Annotated in this window: 15 protein-coding genes and 1 pseudogene; 9 read left to right on the top strand and 7 right to left on the bottom strand. The window is 73.1% G+C overall.

Translation table 11 applies throughout. The annotated features are described in order from the left end of the window. Positions 1 to 126: 126 nt before the first annotated feature. Entirely contained in the window at positions 127 to 1,089 is a 963-nt protein-coding gene (locus tag EIO00_RS13335; protein ID WP_140178746.1) for a phosphotriesterase family protein, read from the bottom strand. Positions 1,090 to 1,826: 737 nt separating this feature from the next. On the opposite strand from EIO00_RS13335, the gene EIO00_RS13330 reads away from it, so the two are divergent. The 3 genes from EIO00_RS13330 to EIO00_RS13315 all read left to right on the top strand — a co-directional run bounded on the left by EIO00_RS13330 (position 1,827) and on the right by EIO00_RS13315 (position 5,211). Beyond that, positions 1,827 to 3,479 carry a nitrite/sulfite reductase gene (locus EIO00_RS13330; protein WP_140178744.1) on the top strand — a complete coding sequence of 551 codons (1,653 nt, stop codon included), beginning with the start codon at positions 1,827 to 1,829 and terminating at the stop codon, positions 3,477 to 3,479. Positions 3,480 to 3,727: 248 nt separating this feature from the next. Next, complete coding sequence (locus tag EIO00_RS13320; protein WP_175596212.1) at positions 3,728 to 4,453, top strand: phosphoadenylyl-sulfate reductase; 726 nt, start codon at positions 3,728 to 3,730, stop codon at positions 4,451 to 4,453. Further along, positions 4,435 to 5,211, top strand: coding sequence for a sirohydrochlorin chelatase (locus EIO00_RS13315; protein WP_140178740.1), 777 nt, complete (start codon positions 4,435 to 4,437; stop codon positions 5,209 to 5,211). The genes EIO00_RS13320 and EIO00_RS13315 overlap by 19 nt, the downstream gene beginning before the upstream one ends. A gap of 40 nt (positions 5,212 to 5,251) precedes the next feature. Here the strand turns inward: EIO00_RS13315 and EIO00_RS13310 are convergent, their stop codons facing one another. Further along, the gene (locus tag EIO00_RS13310; RefSeq protein WP_140178738.1) at positions 5,252 to 5,914 is read right to left on the bottom strand and encodes a DUF1707 SHOCT-like domain-containing protein; all 663 of its coding nucleotides are present in this window, start codon (positions 5,912 to 5,914) and stop codon (positions 5,252 to 5,254) included. A 153-nt stretch (positions 5,915 to 6,067) separates the two neighbouring features. Between EIO00_RS13310 and EIO00_RS13305 the strand changes: the two genes are divergently transcribed. The 5 genes and pseudogenes from EIO00_RS13305 (at position 6,068) to glgX (ending at position 12,391) form a co-directional block, all read left to right on the top strand. Further along, complete coding sequence (locus EIO00_RS13305) at positions 6,068 to 7,693, top strand: acyl-CoA dehydrogenase family protein (protein ID WP_140178736.1); 1,626 nt, start codon at positions 6,068 to 6,070, stop codon at positions 7,691 to 7,693. Positions 7,694 to 7,830: 137 nt separating this feature from the next. Continuing rightward, positions 7,831 to 8,508 carry a maleylpyruvate isomerase family mycothiol-dependent enzyme gene (locus EIO00_RS13300; protein WP_241661323.1) on the top strand — a complete coding sequence of 226 codons (678 nt, stop codon included), beginning with the start codon at positions 7,831 to 7,833 and terminating at the stop codon, positions 8,506 to 8,508. A 4-nt stretch (positions 8,509 to 8,512) separates the two neighbouring features. Continuing rightward, a complete protein-coding gene (locus EIO00_RS13295) occupies positions 8,513 to 9,112 on the top strand; it encodes a TetR/AcrR family transcriptional regulator (protein WP_140178732.1) in 600 nt (199 codons plus the stop codon). 42 nt (positions 9,113 to 9,154) lie between these two features. Further along, positions 9,155 to 9,688 carry a DUF4262 domain-containing protein gene (locus EIO00_RS13290; RefSeq protein ID WP_140178730.1) on the top strand — a complete coding sequence of 178 codons (534 nt, stop codon included), beginning with the start codon at positions 9,155 to 9,157 and terminating at the stop codon, positions 9,686 to 9,688. 559 nt (positions 9,689 to 10,247) lie between these two features. Beyond that, a pseudogene (gene glgX, locus EIO00_RS13285) lies at positions 10,248 to 12,391 on the top strand (glycogen debranching protein GlgX). Positions 12,392 to 12,418: 27 nt separating this feature from the next. Here the strand turns inward: glgX and EIO00_RS13280 are convergent. The 3 genes from EIO00_RS13280 to EIO00_RS13270 form a co-directional block, all read right to left on the bottom strand. Then, positions 12,419 to 13,447, bottom strand: a complete 1,029-nt coding sequence (locus EIO00_RS13280; protein ID WP_140178728.1) for a peptidoglycan-binding domain-containing protein — start codon at positions 13,445 to 13,447, stop codon at positions 12,419 to 12,421. 143 nt (positions 13,448 to 13,590) lie between these two features. Then, on the bottom strand, positions 13,591 to 14,322 hold the full coding sequence (locus EIO00_RS13275) for a hypothetical protein (RefSeq protein ID WP_140178726.1): 732 nt from the start codon (positions 14,320 to 14,322) through the stop codon (positions 13,591 to 13,593). After that, on the bottom strand, positions 14,291 to 14,833 hold the full coding sequence (locus tag EIO00_RS13270; protein WP_161602717.1) for a SigE family RNA polymerase sigma factor: 543 nt from the start codon (positions 14,831 to 14,833) through the stop codon (positions 14,291 to 14,293). The genes EIO00_RS13275 and EIO00_RS13270 overlap by 32 nt, the downstream gene beginning before the upstream one ends. Positions 14,834 to 14,909: 76 nt before the next feature. On the opposite strand from EIO00_RS13270, the gene EIO00_RS13265 reads away from it, so the two are divergent. After that, positions 14,910 to 15,635, top strand: coding sequence for a pyrimidine reductase family protein (locus EIO00_RS13265; protein WP_140178722.1), 726 nt, complete (start codon positions 14,910 to 14,912; stop codon positions 15,633 to 15,635). 63 nt (positions 15,636 to 15,698) lie between these two features. Here EIO00_RS13265 and EIO00_RS13260 read toward each other — a convergent pair whose 3' ends face one another. Continuing rightward, the gene (locus tag EIO00_RS13260; protein ID WP_140178720.1) at positions 15,699 to 16,436 is read right to left on the bottom strand and encodes a dihydrofolate reductase family protein; all 738 of its coding nucleotides are present in this window, start codon (positions 16,434 to 16,436) and stop codon (positions 15,699 to 15,701) included. Between the two features lie 201 nt (positions 16,437 to 16,637). After that, positions 16,638 to 18,323, bottom strand: coding sequence for an alkaline phosphatase D family protein (locus EIO00_RS13255; protein WP_140178718.1), 1,686 nt, complete (start codon positions 18,321 to 18,323; stop codon positions 16,638 to 16,640). Positions 18,324 to 19,046 lie beyond the last annotated feature (723 nt).

The raw sequence follows: 19,046 nt of genomic DNA, 5'->3' as shown, positions 1-19,046 counted from the left end.
GGACCGGGCGCGCCGAGTGGTGAGACCGGATCGCGAGGCGGGACCGTGAGACCAGGTCGCGAGACCGGATCGCGGGGTCGCCGCCGGGCCCGTCCGCAGTGCTCCGGCCTGCCGGCCGGGGGCGCGTCAACGCGCGCCGGAGGTCAGCCAGCGCAGCGGGTTGTCGTGCAGGATCGTGCGGAGCGCGGCCTCGTCGACGCCGGCGGCGCGCAACGCGGGCACGAAGACCTCGAACAGGTGGCCGTAGCCGGCGCCGCCGTACCGCCGGATCCGGGTCATCCGGGACACCCCGGTGCTCAGCAGGATCCGCTCCCCGTGGCCAGCCTCCAGCAGCTCCAGCACGTACCGCACCCGGGCGTCGAGGGCGGCGCGGTCCTCGCCGGCCAGACCGATGAGGCCGAAGGCGACATAGGCCCCGTTCTCGGCGATCTTGCGGTGCGCGCCGGGGTCGTCCACCAGGTCCTGGCCGCCGACCGCGACCCGCTCGGCGGGCAGTCCGGCGGAGGTGAGGATCTCCAGCAGGGTCATGCCGGGCCGCCCGTAGGTGGCCACCGCCAGCCCCGACTCCCGTCCGGCCAGCGCGGCGGCGCGCAGCGCCCGCTCCTCGAAGGCGGTGGGCGCGGCGCCCCAGCAGCCGATCTCGCCGATCACGCCGGGCAGCGATCCGGTGCCGTCCATCCCGAACCCGATCTCGGCCAGCAGCAGCTCCGCCAGCCGGTCCTCATCGGCCTCGGCGGCCTCCTGGGGGGCGAACGGCTCGGTGAAGAAGCCGGTCCCGGCCACCACCGCGACCCGGGATCCGGCGCTGATCCGCGAGAGCATCGCGGCGTTGCGTCCCATGCCCTGGCAGGTCAGGTCGACGACCAGGGAGAGCCGGTGCTCGGTGCGCAGCTCGCCCAGCTCGGCGACGATCGCCTGCTCCTCGTCCAGCCAGCGGCGCGGATCGGAGGCGACCTCGGTCAGCCGGCGCTGCGGCCAGCGCAGGTCCAGCTGCAGGTGCTCGTGGGAGAGCACGGATCCGGTGACCTCGGAGGCCGGGATGCTCCCGGTCACGGTGCGCAACAGGCCGGGCTGCGTAGAAGGGGTCATGTGCACCGAGGTTACGTTATGTTTGCCCTAGTCAGGGTATGTATTGACATTTTTGACGGAGTTCGCTCGACGTCTGCTCGACGTTCGCTCGACGCATCCGCGCACACGCCGGACGCGCGGCCCGGTCCGGCCGCGCGGGCGGACGGCGGGTCCGACGCCGGCCCCATGGGGCGGCCCCGCGGGAGGGCCCGCCGCGCGTCGCCGGGGGCGGCCGCGCGTCGCCGGGGGCGTGTTCGAGGCGTCGCCCGCCCGGGGCACAATGGAGGACGTGATCTGCCAGGACTGCCGGGAACGCCGCCACGATCAGTGCCGCGGTGGCTCCTGGTGCCCCTGTCAGCACCGGACCACCCCGGCGACCGCCGCCGAACGGGCCGAACGCGACCGCCGCGCCGCGGAGCGGAACGATTCCACGGGCACCGAGCCTCCGGTCAATTGGATCAGGCAAGGATGATCGGTCCCGGACGTCCACATGTCGGACGCGACTGGACAGTCCCTCCGACCCCATGTCACCCTCGAGTCATGACGCCTGCGAACCCGACGCTGGTCAAGCGGCGGCACGTCGATTTCCTGCGGGTACGCAGCGCCATCTGTCTGTGACGCTCTGACCACGCCCATGCCGTCATCCAGCGTGGTGCGCCGGCGTCACCCTTAACTTCCCACTGCTCACCGTCGAGCCGGCTGTTAAGCCTGCCGGTGCGCTGCGCGTCGCTTTCCCCGACTAGGAACAGGACGCGACCGTGCCACCCAGCGTGAAGCGCAAGAGAGGCGAGGGTCAGTGGGCCCTCGGCTACCGTGAGCCCCTCAACAAGAACGAAGAGAACAAAAAGAACGACGACGGGCTGAACGTCCGGCAGCGGATCATCGACATCTACTCCAAGGCCGGCTTCGACTCCATCGACCCGGCGGACCTGCGCGGCCGGTTCCGCTGGTACGGCCTGTACACCCAGCGCAGGCCCGGCATCGACGGCGGCAAGACCGGCTCGCTGCCCGACGAGGAGCTGGACGACCGTTACTTCATGCTGCGGGTGCGGATCGACGGAGGCCGGCTCGACTCCCGCAAGCTGCGCACCATCGCCGAGATCTCCAACCGGTACGCCCGCGGCACCGCCGACATCACCGACCGGCAGAACATCCAGCTGCACTGGGTCGAGATCGAGAACGTCCCGACCATCTGGGAGATGCTGGAGGAGGTCGGGCTGTCGACCACCGAGGCGTGCGGCGACACCCCGCGGGTGATCATCGGCTGCCCGCTGGCGGGCGTCGCCGAGGACGAGATCATCGACGCCACCCCGCAGCTCGCCGAGGTGGCCGAGCGGTACATCGGGTCGCCGGAGTTCTCCAACCTGCCGCGCAAGTTCAAGACCTCCATCGCCGGGTGCGCCTCGCAGTGCACGGTGCCGGAGATCAACGACGTGGCGTTCGTCGGGGTGCGCAACGCCGACGGCGAGGTCGGCTACGACCTGCTCGTGGGCGGCGGCCTGTCCACCAACCCGATGTTCGCCCAGCGGCTGGGCGCGTTCGTGCGTCCCGAGCAGCTGCCCGAGGTCTGGTGGGGCGTGACCTCGATCTTCCGGGACTACGGCTACCGGCGGCTGCGCAACCGCGCCCGGCTGAAGTTCCTGGTCAAGGACTGGGGCACGGCCAAGTTCCGCGAGGTGCTGGAGAAGGAGTACCTGGGGTACGCGCTGCCGGACGGCCCGCCCGCCGACGCCCCGCTGCCGCACCGGGACCACGTGGGGATCCACCGGCAGAAGGACGGCCGCTACTACGTGGGCTTCGCCCCCCGGGTGGGCCGTCTCAACGGCGACCTGCTGCGCGTGATCGCCGATCTGGCCGAGGAGTACGGCTCGGGCCGGGTGCGCAGCACCGCCGAGCAGAAGATGGTCATCCTCGACGTCCCCGAGGAGCGGACGCAGGCGCTGGCCGACGCGCTGGCCGAGCACGACCTGCTCGTCAGCCCCTCGGTGTTCCGCCGGCAGATGATGGCCTGCACCGGGATCGAGTACTGCAAGCTGGCGATCGTCGAGACCAAGCAGCGCGGCATCGACCTGATCGACGAGCTGGAGAGGCGCCTGCCGGACTTCGACCAGCCCCTGTCGATCAACATCAACGGCTGCCCGAACGCCTGCGCCCGCATCCAGGTCGCCGACATCGGCCTGAAGGGCCAGCTGGTGATGGACGACGACGGCGAACAGGTGGAAGGCTTCCAGATCCACCTGGGCGGTCAGGTCGGCGCCTCGTTCGGCCGGAAGATCCGCGGCCTGAAGACCACCTCCGCGGGGCTGGCCGACTACATCGAGCGGGTCGTGCGCAGGTACGACGAGCAGCGCTCCGAGGGCGAGTCCTTCGCCCAATGGGTGGCCCGCGCCGACGAGGCCGATCTGCGATAGGGCGGTCGCCGTTCCGGCGCCAGTGAGACCCACGAGACACCTGAGGCAGGAATGAGCGAACGCGCCGCGCCGTTCTATTGCCCGTACTGCGGCGAGGAGGACCTCCGGCCGTTGGAGACGGAGGGCGGCTGGCACTGCGCCGGCTGCGCCCGCTCCTTCCGCTTGACGTTCCTCGCGGTGGGAGCGCCCTCGCCGGCGTCCTCCGACGATCGCGGCGCGCAGTCATCACGCTCGGGATAGGAGCCCGCATGTCCCCCTTGACGGTCCTGGATTCCTCCACCGACCGCCCCGCCCTGGATCTCCGCGACATCGCCGAGTCGGCCGCGGAGACGCTCGCGGACGCCTCCGCGCTGGAGATCGTGCGCTGGGCGGTGGCCACGTTCGGGGACCGGATCTGTCTGACCTCCTCGATGTCGGACGCCGCGCTGATCCACCTGGTGTCCACGGTCAAGCCGGGCATCGACGTGTTGTTCGTGGACACCGGCTACCACTTCGCCGAGACCATCGGCATGCGAGACGCGGTGGAGGCGGTCTATCCGGTCAACGTGATCAACGTGACCCCCTCCCGCACGGTCGCCGAGCAGGAGGCCGCGCTCGGTCCCCGGCTGTACGGCCGCAACCCGGACCTGTGCTGCTATCTGCGCAAGGTGGAGCCGCTGAACCGCGCCCTGGAGGGCTACATGGCCTGGTTCAGCGGGATCCGTCGCGAGGAGACCCTGCACCGCCGCGAGAGCAAGGTCGTCGAGTGGGACGCCAAGCGCGGCATGATCAAGGTCAACCCGATCCTCAACTGGACCCAGCAGGAGATGGACGACTACATCTCCGACAACGGGATCCTGGTCAATCCGCTGCACCACGACGGCTATCCCTCGATCGGCTGCGCGCCCTGCACCCGGCGGGTGGCGCCGGGCGAGGATCCGCGCAGCGGGCGCTGGGCCGGGCTGGGCAAGTCCGAATGCGGCATCCACCTGTGACCTGGACCGGCCGGCGCCGGGCCGAGATCCCGCTGGTGGCGGTGGCGCACGGGAGCCGGGACCCGCGGGCGGCGGCGACCGTGGAGAGCCTGCTCGACGCGGTCCGCGCCCGCCGTCCCGGGCTGCCGGTGCACGCCTCGTTCCTGGACCATGCGCCGCCCTCCCCCGACCGGGTGCTGCAAGGGCTGGACGCCGACGCGGCGGTGGTGCTGCCGCTGCTGCTGACCGCCGCCTATCACAGCAAGATCGACCTTCCCGGCGTGCTGGCCGAGGTGCGCACCGCCCGTCCGCGGCTGGGTCTGCGCACCGCCGGCACGTTGGGCCCGCACCCGCTGCTGATCGCCGCGCTGGAGCGCCGCCTGGCCGAGGCGGGCGTGCGACGCGGCGACCCGGGGACCGCGGTGGTGCTGGTGGCGGCCGGTTCCAGCGACCCGGCCGCCAACGCCGTCATCTGGAGCATGGCCCGGGGGTGGCGGGAGGCCGGCTGGTGGGGCGTGATCCCCGCGTTCGCCTCCGCGACCGGCCCCTCCCCCGCCGAGGCGGTCGCCGCGTTGCGGGACGCCGGCGCCCCTCGGGTCGCGGTCGCCAGTTACTTCCTGGCTCCGGGGCACTTCGCCGACAAGGTCCGCGCCGAGTCGCTGTCGGCCGGCGCGACCGTCGTCTCCGGGGTCCTGGGCGCCGCTCCGGAGCTGGCCGAGCTGGTCCTGCACCGGCACGACGAGGCGCTGGCCGGTCCTCCGCAGGCCGCCGCGGTCTGACCGCTCCCGCCCGAGCGGGGCCGCAGGCCCGCGCCGCCGCTCAGGAACGGGACCTGCGCTCTCGCCACCATGCGGCGAGGGCGCGGCGGGCGGGGGCGCGGTGCTCCTCGTCCACCACGGTGATGTCGCCCAGGATCGACCTGGCGTTGATCGTGACGACGGGGACGGCGTGTCCCGGCTGAGGGCGACGGACCTTGACGCTGCGATCGCCGAGGACGGCGTAGCCGGTCATCCGGACCTCCACGCCGTCCGGCACGACGATCTTGATGTCGCCCATCACGGCGGTGGCGACGATGGCGACCTCGCCGCGCGGGACCTGGGCGTCGCGCAGATCCAGCTCCACATCGCCCATGACCGACTGGAGGTGCAGCTCGTCCTCGATGCGGCCGACGATGCGCTCCCGGCAGTCGCCCATCACGGCCGAGAACTGACGGGTGGTCAGCCGGGGCGCGGGCTCGGCGCCGGGGGCGCCGACACCGGGCAGGTCGGAGACGACCCGCTCCAGCTCGCCACGGGTGACGGCGGTGTAGGCGGCCGCGGTGCGCTCGGTCAGCTCCGCGAACGTCAGGCGGCCCTCGACCGAGGCGATGCGCAGCCGCTCCACGACGGCCTCCCGCTCGGCGTCCGAGGCGCGCACGGAGGACTCCGCGGGGGCCGACGGCCGCGAACGCGACGAGTCCGGCTGCGGGGTGGCGTGGCTCATGCCCCACACGGTACGCCGTCGCGGGCCTCCGCCCCTCCGCCGCACGTAGGAGATGCCCCCTTGCCCGGGGAGGAGCCGGCCCCCGCAAGACCCTGGAACCTCGAACCCCGTTCTGTATCGTGTCCACCAGCAGCGACGGGCAGGAGCGGAGCGATGACGCACGAGGTGTTCAACCAGGTCCCCCCGTTGGAAGGGCACGATCTCGCCGACGATCCGGCGTTGCTGGACGGGCTGGAGCGGGAAGGCGCCGGCTGGGCCGCCGCGGAGGTGCACGAGCTGGGCAGGCTGGCGGGAACCCGGCAGGCCCAGGAATGGGGCCGGCTGGCCAACGAGTACCCGCCCGTCCTGCGCACCCACGACCGGTACGGGCACCGCATCGACGAGGTGGAGTTCCACCCCGCCTGGCACGAGCTGATGAACGTGGCCGTCACGCACGGCCTGCACGCCGCGCCGTGGGCGGACGAGCGGGCGGGCGCGCACGTGGCGCGGGCCGCCAAGTTCTATGTGTGGCGGGTCGACGCCGGGCACGGCTGCCCGATCTCCATGACGTACGCGGCCGTGCCGACGCTGCGCCGCGAGCCCGAGCTGGCGCGGCGGTACGAGCCGCTGCTCACCGAGCGGACCTATGACTTCGGGCTGCGCCCGCCGCTGACCAAGCGGGCGATCCTGGCGGGCATGTCGATGACCGAGAAGCAGGGCGGCTCGGACGTGCGCGCCAACACCACGCAGGCCGCGCCGCAGCCGGACGGCACCTACCGGCTGGTGGGGCACAAGTGGTTCACCAGCGCGCCGATGTGCGACGTGTTCCTGGCGCTGGCCCAGGCCCCGGGCGGGCTGACCTGCTTCCTGGTGCCGCGGATCCTGCCGGACGGTTCGCTGAACCCGATGCGGCTGATGCGGCTGAAGGACAAGCTCGGCAACAAGTCCAACGCCTCCTCGGAGATCGAGTACGACGGCGCGGTGGCCTGGCGGGTCGGCGAGGAGGGCCGCGGGGTCCGCACCATCATCGAGATGGTCAACATGACCCGGCTGGACTGCCTGATCGGGGCGGCGGCCGGGATGCGGCAGGGCGTCACCGTGGCCGCCCATCACGCCGCCCATCGCAAGGCGTTCGGCGCGTACCTGGTCGATCAGCCGCTGATGCGCAACGTGCTGGCCGACCTGGCGGTGGAGTCGGAGGCGGCGACCGTGCTGATGATGCGGCTGGCCGGGGCGACCGACCGGGCGGTGCGCGGCGACGAGGCCGAGGCGGCCTTCAAACGGCTGGCGGTGGCGGTCGGCAAGTACTGGGTGACCAAGCGCTGGCCCGTGCACGCCGCCGAGTCGCTGGAGTGCCTGGGCGGCAACGGGTACGTGGAGGACTCCGGGATGCCCCGGCTGTTCCGCGAGTCGCCGCTGAACTCCATCTGGGAGGGCTCGGGCAACGTGGCGGCGCTGGACGTGCTGCGCGCGATGAGCCGCGAGCCGCACTCGGTGGAGGCGTTCTTCGAGCAGGTGGAGGCCGCCTCGGGGGCCGACGCCCGGCTGGACGCGGCGGTCCGCGAGGTCAAGGACTCGCTGACCGATCTGGACACCGTCCAGATCCGCGCCCGCCGGGTGGTGGAGCGGATGGCGCTGGTGCTGCAGGGCTCGCTGCTGGTCCGGTACGGGCACCCGGCGGTCGCGGACGCCTTCTGCGCCTCCCGGCTGGGGGGCGACTGGGGCGCGGCGTTCGGCACCCTGCCGCCCGGCCTGGACCTGGCCCCGATCATCGAGCGCGCCACCCCCAAGCTCGGATAGCCGATCCGGCGATCAGGCGATTAGGCGATCAGGCGCCGGGTCCGCGCGGCGGGCCCGGCGCTCTCTTCGGACGCTATACATACATGCAGTCTGTATGTATGGTGGCGGCACCGAATCTCGAGAAGGGAGCCGACGCCGTGACCACGACCCCGCGGGACCCGTTCCCCACCACCGCCGAGCTGCTGCGCGGCCTGAGCGAGGAGTACGCCGCGTTCGCCGACCTGATCGCCCCGCTGGACCGGGCCGCCTGGACCGCCCCCACCCGCTGCACCGGCTGGGAGGTCCGTGACGTGGCCGGTCATGTGACGCTCGGCGCCGCGGAGTCGCTGGACGGCATGATCGGCGCCCGCACGCCGGACGAGCAGGCCGCGCTCCTGCGCGACCGGACCGCAGCCGAGGTCGCCGACCTGCTGCGGCGGTCGGCGGGCGGACTGATCGCGCTGCTGGAGAGGTTCGACGAGGCCGCATGGGCCGCACCCGCCCCTACGCCCGGACGGACCGTCCACAACGGCGTGCTCACCCTGTGGTACGACGCGTTCGTGCACGCCGACGACATCCGGACGGCGCTGGGTCTGCCCGCCCGGCACGAGCCGGCGGCGGTGGCCGCCTGCGTCGCCTGGCTCTGCGCGGAGCTGAGCCGGCTGGGGCGCGGGCCGCTGACCCTCCGGCTCGACGGGCTGCCTCCTCGGTCGATCGGCTCCGGCGGTCCCGTGGTCACCGGCGACCCGATGCGCTTCGTGCTGGCCGCCTCGGGCCGCCTCGATCCGGCCGTGCTCGGCCTGGACCGCCGGGTGAACGTGCATCTCCTACCATGACCCCATGAACCGCAAGGTGGAACAGGGCGATGCGACCCGCGCGCACCTGGTGGCGACGGGCATCGCCCTGTTCACCGAGCGCGGTTTCGCCGGGACCTCCACCACCGAGATCGTCCGCCGCGCCGGGGTCACCCGAGGCGCCCTCTACCACCACTTCGCCGACAAGGAAGAGCTGTTCGCCGCCTGCTACACCGAGGTGCAAAAGGACCTCTACGCCCGATGCGCCGCCGCGTCCGCCGTGCCCGGCGGTCACGCGGCCCGGATCGACGCGGGCGCCCAGGCGTTCCTGGACGCCTGCCTGGAGCCGCGGGTGCAGCGGATCCTGCTGCGCGAAGGCCCGCTGGTGCTGGGCCGGGAGCGGTCGCTGCGCTTCGACGACCCCCATTGCGCCCGGCGGCTGCTGCGGGCGGCGCTGACGGCGGCGGCCCGGGACGGGCTGCTCCCCGCCGAGCACGCCGAGCCGATGGCGCACGCGCTCTACGGCGCGCTCGACCAGGCCGGGAACGTGATCGCCGCCGCCGACGACCCGGCCGCCGAGCGCAAGCGGATGGGCGCCGCGATCACCGATCTGATCGCCGCTCTGCTGGGGGCGAACCGCCCCTGATCCCGGTTCGCCGTGTCACCGGGACGTTTTAAGCTCTGCCCCATGGGTTCGGCCTGCCGGTGCATCATCTGTCACGACTACGGCGACCGCGACCGGCTGGGCAGGTTCGAGCTGCGCACCATCGTCCACGTCAGGCAGTACGGCTGGAGCGTCATCCTCGCCTCCCCCGGCGACGACCGCCCCGGGTGGGCCTACACCGCCGGCCTGTGGCACACTCTCCGCTCCCCCGAGCTGGCGGTCTTCGGGCTGGAGCCGTACGACATGCAGACCATCGTCAACAATCTCGGCGAACGGGCCGCCGCCGGGCACCCCCTGGTCGCCGGCCAGGAGCGCCGGGACGCCACCGAACGCCACCCGGTCGTCCTGCGCCCGGTGCACGACCGCTGGCACGAGCGCCTGCTGGGCGACGCCCTGCGCTTCTACCGCCGCCCGCCGCTGTCCTTCCTGCAGGTGGTGTGGCCCGACGGCGCCGGCCGCTACCCCTGGCAGGCCGGCAGCGATCCGGCCCTGGAGCGCCGCCAGCCGTCCCTGTGGCTGTCCCCCGAATCCCATCCTCCGGGCGTCTGGACGAGCTGAGCCGGTCCGCGGCCGGGGGCGCGAAGGCCTCGGCCGCGTTCAGCGCCGCCAACGCGGCCGTCCCGGCCCCTTACAGATGTACAGGCGGTCCCGGTGGCGGCCGACCGCGCCCCGGGGCGAGCAGAACGCCCCGGGCCGGGCCCCGCGGGCCACGGGCCGCTCCGCCCGGCCGGGGTGGGCGTGGGCCGGGGCCCGACCGCGGTGAGGACGGCGCCGCAGGCCGCCAGCGCGACCAGCAGGCCGAGGCATCCCAGGCAGCCCGCCCCGGCGAGCCTCGCGGCGTCGGGGGCGGGTCGGGGCCGAGAGGGCGGATGCATGGCGGGCTCCTGAGGCTGCCGTGGAGATCTGGCCGCAGGCGGGAGGCCGGGGCGGGGCGGCCGGTTGTCCGCCGGGTGTCCCGCCCGCGAAGCCGGATACAGAAAGAGGACGATTAGCGGCGATTTGGGGGGATTTACCTACCGTGCGGTAAACAGGGGTGTCCCCGCTCCCCGGCCACGGTCACCGGTCGGGTAGGGAACAATCGGGGGCGGTTGCCAGGGCGAGCCGAGGAGTGGTCAGCATGCCGGAGGTGTGGCCGGGCTCGGCCTATCCGCTGGGCGCCACCTGGGACGGGACGGGCACCAACTTCGCGCTGTTCTCCGAAGTGGCCACGCGGGTGGAGCTGTGCCTGTTCGACGAACACGGCACCGAGATCCGGTGCGACCTGCCGGAGGTCGACGGGTTCGTCTGGCACGGCTACCTGCCCGGGATCGGGCCCGGGCAGCGCTATGGGTTCCGGGTGCACGGGCCGTACGAGCCGCACCGGGGGCACCGCTGCAACCCGGCCAAGCTGCTGCTGGACCCCTACGCCAAGGCGATCGAGGGCGAAGTGCGCTGGCACGAGTCGCTGTTCTCCTACCGGCTCGGCGACCCGGACGCCTTCAACGACGACGACAGCGCCCCGTACATGCCGAAGAACGTGGTGGTGAACCCGTTCTTCGACTGGGGCGACGACCGGCCGCCCAAGACCCCCTACCACGAGACGGTGATCTACGAGGCCCACGTCAAGGGGCTGACGATCGCCCACCCCGACATCCCCGAACGCCTCCGCGGCACCTACGCGGGCCTGGCCCACCCGGTGATGATCGACCACCTGCTGGACCTGGGCGTCACCGCGGTCGAGCTGATGCCCGTCCACCAGTTCGTCCCCGAGCACGCCCTGGTGGCGCGCGGGCTGACCAACTACTGGGGCTACAACACCATCGGCTTCCTGGCCCCGCACAACGCCTACAGCTCCTCCGGGCAGCTCGGCGAGCAGGTGCTGGAGTTCAAGGCGATGGTGCGGGCCCTGCACCNGAGCAGGTGCTGGAGTTCAAGGCGATGGTGCGGGCCCTGCACCAGGCGGGCATCGAGGTCATCCTGGACGTGGTCTACAACCACACCGCCGAGGGCGATCACCTGGGGCCGACGCTGTGCTTCCGGGGCATCGACAACGCCGCCTACTACCGGCTGCGCGACGACGACCGGCGCTATCACCTGGACTACACCGGCTGCGGCAACTCCCTCAACGTCCGGCATCCGCACGCGTTGCAGCTGATCATGGACTCGCTGCGGTACTGGGTGACCGAGATGCACGTGGACGGGTTCCGCTTCGACCTGGCCTCGGCGCTGGCCCGGGAGCTGCACGACGTGGACCGGCTCAGCGCCTTCTTCGACCTGGTCCAGCAGGACCCGGTGGTCTCCCAGGTCAAGCTGATCGCCGAGCCGTGGGACGTGGGCGAGGGCGGCTACCAGGTCGGCAACTTCCCGCCGCTGTGGACCGAGTGGAACGGCAAGTACCGGGACACGGTGCGGGACTTCTGGCGCGGCGGGTACGCGGCGATGCCGGAGTTCGCCTCCCGGCTGACCGGCTCCTCGGACCTGTACGCCCACGGCAGCCGCCGGCCCATCGCCTCGATCAACTTCGTCACCTGCCACGACGGGTTCACCCTCACCGACCTGGTGTCCTACGGCCACAAGCACAACGAGGCCAACGGCGAGGACAACCGGGACGGCACCGACGACAACCGGTCCTGGAACTGCGGTCACGAGGGCCCGACCGACGACCCGGAGATCACCGCGCTGCGGGCGCGGCAGCGGCGCAACTTCCTGGCCACGCTGTTCCTGTCGCAGGGCGTGCCGATGCTCTCGCACGGGGACGAGCTGGGCCGCACCCAGCACGGCAACAACAACGCCTACTGCCAGGACAACGAGACCTCCTGGGTGGACTGGGAGGCCGCCGAGGAGGACCTGCTGGAGTTCGTCCGGACGCTGGCCCGGCTGCGCCGCGACCACCCGGTGTTCCGGCGGCGGCGGTTCTTCCAGGGCCGCGGCGGCCACGGCGAGCTCGGCGACATCGCCTGGCTGACCCCGGCGGGCGCGGAGATGACCGATGCGGACTGGCACGCCGGATACGCCAAATCGCTCGGGGTGTTCCTGAACGGCGAGGCCATCACCGAGCCGGACCCCCGCGGCCGACGGGTGCGCGACGACTCGTTCCTGCTGCTGATCAACGCGCACTCGCAGTGCGTGGAGTTCACCGTGCCGGGTCCGGAGTTCGGAGAGCGGTGGGAGTTCGTGCTGGACACCGCGGCCCCGGAGGGCGTGGCCGAGCGCGGCGCGGTGAAGGCCTCCGACACGGTGCGGGTGACCGGCCGCTCGCTGGCGGTGCTGCGCCGGATCTGAACGGCCGGCGCAGCACGCCGCGGGAGGTCAGCAGCCGGGCATGGTCCCGCCGCTGTAGTCGTAGGTGATCTTCGGGCCGTAGTAGTAGAGGTTCTGCACGCGCACCATGGTGATGGACCGCACCCGGCCGAGATACTCGACGCTGTCGTCCGTCCACGTGTAGGTCAGGTAGTTGTCCATCCGGCCGCGGGTGTCGGGCCCGGCGATGCCGTCGGCGGACAGCCCCTCCATGCGCTGCCAGGCCGCCGTCGCCGAGGCGGTCTGGCTGCCGAACATGCAGTCGATCGCGGAGTAGGACATCTTGCCGTCGGCGTACAGCAGATGCTGGAACAGGCCGGCCCAGTTGCCGCTCCAGTAGGCGCAGCCGTTGCACAGGGTGGCCTCGTTGCCGAAGTCGTCGGTCGCCACGCCCGCGCCGTCGACCACCTTGTTGCTCAGGCCGAAGGTGCCGAACTCGGCGTTCTTGTCGACGGCGTCGACGCCGGAGTCGGTCGGCGGCTCGGCCCGGGCGACCAGCGAGCGGACCCGCTCGGGCACGCCGGTGTCGTCCTCGGGGAGCGCGCGGGCCAGCCGCAGCAGCTCGTCATGGCTCACCGCGCCGCGGACGGCGATCTGGTAGTTGACGCCGCGCCGCTCGCTCCACGACAGCACGGTCAGCCCCGGCCCCCACCGGTCGGCGGTGGAGGTGATCAGCGCCTTGCGGGAGCCGACGCCCGGACGGGGCACCGTGGTCTCGGCGAGCACCCGGGTGCCGGGCTGCAGCTGACGGCGGACGACCTCGCGGATCGCGCCAACGCCGCGCGCCACCAGCAGCACCCGCCCCTCTCCGGTGAAGGTGGCGGTGTCCACGGCGACCTTCTCCCCGGCGGCCAGCGGCGAGGTCGCGCTGCGGGTGTCCCGTTCCCGCAGCGTGTGGCCGGGCAGCGTCTCGGCCACCGCCTGTCGCGCGGCGGCGGCGAAGTCGGTCTGCCGAGCCTGGGCGGGCGACGCCGCCGCCACGGTCGCCGCCACGGCCATCGCCACGACCGCCGAGCATCGGCCGAATCTGGGACGCATCGTCGTTCCTCCCCTCCCGGCGAACACGCCAGGTGATCATTAAACCGACATCCTCGACGATCAGGGAGAAAATCTGCATCCTCAAGTGGTACGAACGACCTCACGCGGCCACCGGGCCCCCCTTGCCCTCGAGGGGCCCCGCGCTAGGCGGTCGTCCGCAGCCCGGCGACGATCCGGCGGACCTCGGCGTCCGGCACCCCCTGTCCGCGCACCAGGACGTGCACGCCCTCCCGGGGTTCCCAGTAGACCCGCACCTCGTCCGCCCATCCGGCCGGCCGCACCAGCAGCGCCCGTCCCGCCGACACCCGGTAGGGGCGGATCCGCGCCCCCTGCCGCTCCTCGATCCGGCGGACGACCTCCAGACCCCGCGTCGTCCGCCACACCTGGATCACCACGCGCCGCGGCCGGTCGCCCCCCTGGGGCCGGTACTGGGCGGTCCACATCTGTCCTCCCTCGGCGGGCGAGACCCCGGCGGGCCCCTCCTGCCACCAGGCGGAGACCCTGCGCCACCCCGGCGGGACGTAGCCGACCTCGATCAGCCGGTCGACGGGCGCGGAGCGGGCGGCGGTGACGCTCGCCGCGACGGCCGGACGGCTCTCCGCCGGCCGCAGCGCGGGCAGGACGGCGGCGGCGCCGACGACGCCGACGCCCGCGGTCAGCGCCAGGGCGACCACGGCGGCCCCGTGGGTCGCGCCCCAGGGACGGCGGGCCCGGCTGCCGTGGATGACCCGGGCCGCCATCGCATCGGGGAACACCAGCCCCCGCGTGTCCTCCTCGATGCACTCCCGGATCAGGTCCGGCAACGGGTCGGCGTCCCAGTCCAGCTCCTCCCGGCGTTCGAAGTCATCGCCCGGCCGGCCGAAGCCCGGCCCCATCGCGCACCCCCCCGTTCTCCGCCCGCTCCAGCCGTTCCCGCAGTTCCCTGAGCGCGTGGTGAGCCTGGCTCTTGACGGTGCCCACCGTGATGTCCATCAGCCGGGCGGTCTCGGCCTCGGTGTAGCCGCCCCAGTACCGCAGCGCGATCACCATGCGGCGGCGGGGCGGGAGCTCGTCCAGCGCCCGGCGCACCGCGTCCCGGGTGAGCATCTCGTCGATCGGCGCATAGGCGTCGCGCTCGGGATGTCCTTCCGGAGGCAGGCCGAGCACCTCCGGATGCCGCCGTTCTCCCCGCCAGCGGTCCCGCACGGCGTTGACGATGCTGCGGCGCGCATACCACAGGGGGTCTCCGCGCCGCGTCACCTTGCCCCACCGGCCGTACAGCCGTTCCAAGGCGCCCTGCACCACGTCCTCGGCCTGGTGCCGATCCCCGGTGAGCGCCACTGCCAGGCGCAGCAGCTCCAGGCCCCGTTCCTCGACGAAACGGGTGAATTCCTCATCGGTGTTCACGCTTCTCCCTCCGGCACCGTCTGGAACACGCCTCGCGTCGCCGGAAGGTTGTCTGGGATCGACTACTCTTCGGGCGATGCATGCGCTACCGGCACTGCCGACCGCCCCGGCCGATCTGGCCGAGGCGTACGCCTACCCCGGCGAGGGTGTGTGGCTGCGCGCCAACATGATCGCCAGCCTGGACGGCGCCGCCTGGTACGCCGACCGCTCCGGGGCGCTGGGCTCCCCCGGCGACCGGCGGCTGTTCCAGGCCCTGCGCGGGCTGGCGGATGTGGTGATCGTAGGGGCCGCGACGGTCCGCGTCGAGGGGTACGGTCCGGTGCGGCCGTCGACGGGCTGGGAGGTCTATCGGGCGGGCCGGACCCCGGTGCCGCCGCTGGCGGTGGTCTCGCGGCGGCTCGAGCTGGACCTGAGCGCGCCGATCTTCACCCGGGCCCCTCGGGACGCCCGGACGATCCTGCTGACCGCCCGGTCCGCCCCGCCGGACCGACGGGCGGCGGCCGAGGAGGTCGCCGAGGTGATCGTGGCCGGGCGGGAGGAGGTGGAGTTCCCCCGCGTCGTCGAGGAGCTGGCCGCGCGCGGGCTGCGCCGGCTGCTGTGCGAGGGCGGGCCGACGGTCCTGGCCCGCGCCGCCGCCGACGGCGTGCTGGACGAGCTGTGCCTGACCCTCTCCCCCATGCTGGTCGCCGGCGATCCGGCCCGGATCCTCAACGGCCCGTCCCTGCCGGAGCCGAGCCGGATGCGGCTGGCCTCCCTCTACGCCGAGGAGGATCTCCTGTTCCTGCGCTACACCGGTCGTTGACGCCGGAAGACGGTCCGGCCCCCTCGTCCCGCCGCGCGGGGAGGGGCCCGCTTCACCCCCGGCTCACCGGCCGGAGCGCCGCGAGCGGACCCGATAACGCAGGAACAGCACGCCGTCGTCGGCGCAGATCTGGCGGAGCGCCAGATCGACGCGGGCGTCCAGGTCGCCCAGCAGGCGGGTGTGGTGGGCGCCGCCGATGAGGGCGGGCGCGACGTTGAGGCACAGTTCGTCCACCAGCCCGGCCCGCAGCAGCGAGGTGGTCAGCGCCGGGCCGCCCTCGCACAGCAGATGGGCCAGGCCCAGGTCGCCGCGGAGCCGGGCGACGGCCTCGGCCAGGTCGAGCCCGTCGGCGCCCTCCCCCACCGCGATCACCCGGATCGGGTCGGGCACCGCCGCGGCGGCGGCACGGGAGGTCACCACGATCGTCGGGGTCTCGGCCCGGGTGAACAGCGGCGCCGACCAGTCCAGGGCGGCGGTGCGGGTCACCACCACGATCGGTGCGGGCCCCGGCCTTCCGCGCGTCTCGCGGTACCGGCGCAGGGCGGGACGCAGCCGGGCGGGGCCGAGCCGGCCGGTGCGGACGGTGGCCGCCCCCACCAGGATCGCGTCGGCCAGCGCCCGCAGGGTCCGGAACACCCGCATGTCGGCCTCGCCGCCCAGCCCGTCGCTCCAGCCCTCCTCGTCGGTCACCGAGCCGTCGACGCTGAGCACCATCCCGACCCGCAGCCACGGCCCCGTGACGTCCCCGTACGCCTCGAGGGGGTCGACCTCCTCCACCGGGTCGGGGAACAGGCGGCGCATGGCCGCCAGGGTACGCGAGGGCGGCGGCGAGGCGGGCCGGCCCTCCCTCCGGGCGGCCCGCCGGCCAGCCGGCGAGCGCACGAGCGCGCATGCCGCCGGAGACGGCGGCGGCCCGCGACCGGGCGGTCGCGGGCCGATGAGCGGGGCGACCGCCGCCCGGGGGCCCGGGACGCGGCCGCGCTCGGCGGAAGGGGCCGGCGCTCAGGGCCGGACGGTCTCGTCGATGACGGTCTGGCGGCCCAGGTCGCCGGGCACGGCGGACCGGGCGGACAGCGGACGGTCCACCGGCCGCAGGTAGGTCTGCTGCACGCCGGGCACCCGGTCCTCGATGACGAAGGTGGCCTTGGTGTGCACCGGCGCGCCCGGTTCCCGCACGTACGGCAGCACCTTGAAGTCGGCCTTCAGCTCACTCCGCGTGATCTTGGTGAGCACGTAGCCGCGCTGGTTGTTGTAGAACTTCAGGTGCGGGTTGATCTGCAGGAACGGGTGATCGGCGGGGTTGGAGTCGGCGCCGTCGCCGCCGCTGGTGATCGAGGTGCACACCAGTTCCGAGCCGACCGTCTCGGAGGTCGGGTCGTCGTAGTCCAGCTTCAGGTCGCTGGCCCAGTGGGCGTGCACGTCACCGGTGAGCACGACCGGGTTGCGGACCCCGGCGTCGATCCAGCCCTTGGTGATCCGCTCCCGGGAGGCCGCATAGCCGTCCCAGGCGTCCATGCTGGTGACCTTGAGCGGCCCGGCGTCGTTGTCGCGCTGGGCGAAGAACACCTGCTGCCCGATGATGTCCCAGCGGGCGCGCGACCTGCGGAAGCCGTCCAGCAGCCACCGCTCCTGCTCCTCGCCGGTGATGCTGCGCGAGGGGTCCAGGGCGGCCGGGCAGTCGCGGTAGCCGTCGCCGCAGGCCTGGTCGTCGCGGTACTGCCGGGTGTCGAGCATGTGGAAGACGGCCAGCCGTCCCCACCGGATCCGCCGGTAGAGCTGCATGTCGATGCCGCGCGGGATGGAGGTGCGGCGCAGCGGCATGTTCTCGTAGTACGCCTGGAACGCGGCGGCCCGGCGCTTGAAGAAGGCCTCCGGGTCCGGGGTGTCGGACTTCTCCTCGGGCGTCTCCCCGGCCCAGTTGTTCTCCAGCTCGTGGTCGTCCCACACCACCAGCCAGGGCGCGGCGGCGTGCGCGGCCTGCAGGTCGGGGTCGTTCTTGTACTGGGCGTGCCGCTGCCGGTAGGAGGCCAGCGTGATGGTCTCCGGCCCCTCGTGGTCGCGGGGGTTGCCGCCGGGGGCGACGTAGGTGCCCTTGCGGTACTCGTACTGGTAGTCGCCCAGGTGGAGCACCAGGTCGGGCTCCTCCTCGGCCAGCCGGCGGTAGGCCGTGAAGTAGCCGTGCTCGAACTGCGAGCAGGAGGCGAAGGCCATGACCAGGGCGGGGCCGAAGACGCCCGGGGCGGGCGCGGTGCGGGTCCGGCCCACCGGCGAGATGTACCGCTCCGCCTTGAAGCGGTACCAGTAGTCGCGGCCCGGCTGCAGGCCGTTCAGCTCCACATGGACGCTGTGCGCCGACTCCGGCCGGGCGATGACGGTGCCGCGCCGGACGATGCGACGGAAGCGCTCGTCGGCCGCCAGCTCCCACTGCACCGGGATGTTCCGGTACGGCATGCCGCCCAGCCCGTCCTCGGCCAGCGGCCGGAGCGCCAGCCGGGTCCACAGCACGAAACCGTCGTGGTCGGGGTCGCCGGAGGCGACGCCCAGGGTGAAGGGATCGCCGGAGAGCGTCCGACCCCGCGGAGCGGCGTGCGCGGCGGTGGCGTGCCCGGCCGCCGCGACGCCGCCTGCGGCCAGCCCTGTGGCGATGAGGAAAGTCCGGCGGTTGAGGGGAGAACGACCGTCGGTCATAGCAGACCTTTCCCAAGAAGTCGGACGAATGGCCGCCCGACAGCCTCACCGAGGCCGGTGACCGCCATGCACCGAAGAAGTGACGTCTCTTCCAACGGCAACCGACCTGTTCCCCACCGGTGAGACTCGGACGCACGGGCCGCGTGATCACCCTAACCCGGCGGCATCGCCGAGCCGGGGAAGGCGGCGGCCGGACTCGAGCGACGCCGAACCTTCCCTTCGCACAGGCCCCGCCGAGCGTCGAGGAGATTCATCCTCATGTCCAGTTTTGTCACGCCCTGTCGGGTTACATACCGTGAAGCGAGGGGCGCCGGGCTTTGGGGGGAGTGACCGGTGCCCCTCCGACATTCCGCTCGTCCTCCCCCGCCCTCCGCCGACGGATCGGCGGCCGCTCGCGGTCGCGAACCGGCCGGGGCCGGCCTCCGGGACCGTGACCGGCGGCCCTCCGGCCGAGAAGCCGCCGGAAACCCCGCCGAAAGGCCGCCGAGGGCGCGCGGCCGCGGACGACGATCCCCGTGAGAGCGCCCGGTGAGAGCGCCCGAGGGGCGGTGGAAGAACCGTCTCCGGCGGCGAGCCCGCCATCGGGGCGGCGGGACGCTCCCACGGCACGCCTTCGGAGCCCGCATCCGTGATCCGTCCCCGATCCGGACGGCCCTCCTCGGGGCCTGCCGTCGCCCCCCGCGAAGATCAACGACAAGTTCTGCCAAAAATCCCGCCGAGTCA

Source organism: Thermomonospora catenispora, assembly GCF_006363815.1.
GTDB classification, from domain to species: Bacteria; Actinomycetota; Actinomycetes; order Streptosporangiales; family Streptosporangiaceae; genus Thermomonospora; species Thermomonospora catenispora.
This window is presented reverse-complemented; position numbering and strand designations above follow the sequence as displayed.